This is a genomic window from Enterobacter vonholyi (genome assembly GCF_008364555.1).
GTDB classification, from domain to species: Bacteria; Pseudomonadota; Gammaproteobacteria; order Enterobacterales; family Enterobacteriaceae; genus Enterobacter; species Enterobacter vonholyi.
The window spans coordinates 1-546 of the sequence record NZ_VTUC01000034.1 but is presented as its reverse complement, the minus strand read 5'-3'; the positions used below and the strand labels follow the sequence as shown (position 1 = coordinate 546).

Here is a 546-nt window from a genome sequence, read left to right as displayed (position 1 = left end):
TGGTGAAACAGTGCGACGCATACATCGACCACTGGCGACCGCTCCTCGAAGTGGCGGAGTTTGTTCAGCTTGAGATGCGCGCCGATCTGACCCGCGTCCTACACTCTGGCTTCGAGATCGACGGCAACCGGGTTAAGACGTTCGGTACTGCAGATATGGTCATGGTCATGAAGAAGACCGACGGCACGTACATGCTGATTGTTGGCGACATGAAGACTGGGCGGCATAAGGTCGAGGCGAAAGAAAACAAACAGCTTATGTTGTATGCGCTGGGCCTGCTGCGCAAGCTGAAAACCATGTACGACATTACGACCGTGCGCCTGGTTATCTTCCAGCCGTATTGCGGCGGGGCGTCGGAGTGGGATATTTCGGTAGAAGCCCTGGAGATATTCGCTAAGTTTGCGTCCAAGCGTGCTATCGCCGCCCTGGAAGCGTACGCCCGCGGCAAAAAGGGACTAACCCGTGCCGACTTCCGACCGAGCGTTGATGCGTGTCAGTGGTGCAGATTTGCGGATCAGTGTAGCGCCCGCGCTAAGGCTGCAATCG

1 protein-coding gene is annotated in these 546 nt (G+C 56.8%); it reads left to right on the top strand.

Features of this window, described 5'->3' with window-relative positions; translation table 11 throughout:
- A partial coding sequence (locus tag F0319_RS18840; RefSeq protein ID WP_149367549.1) for a DUF2800 domain-containing protein occupies nucleotides 1-546 on the top strand: 546 nt, incomplete at both ends.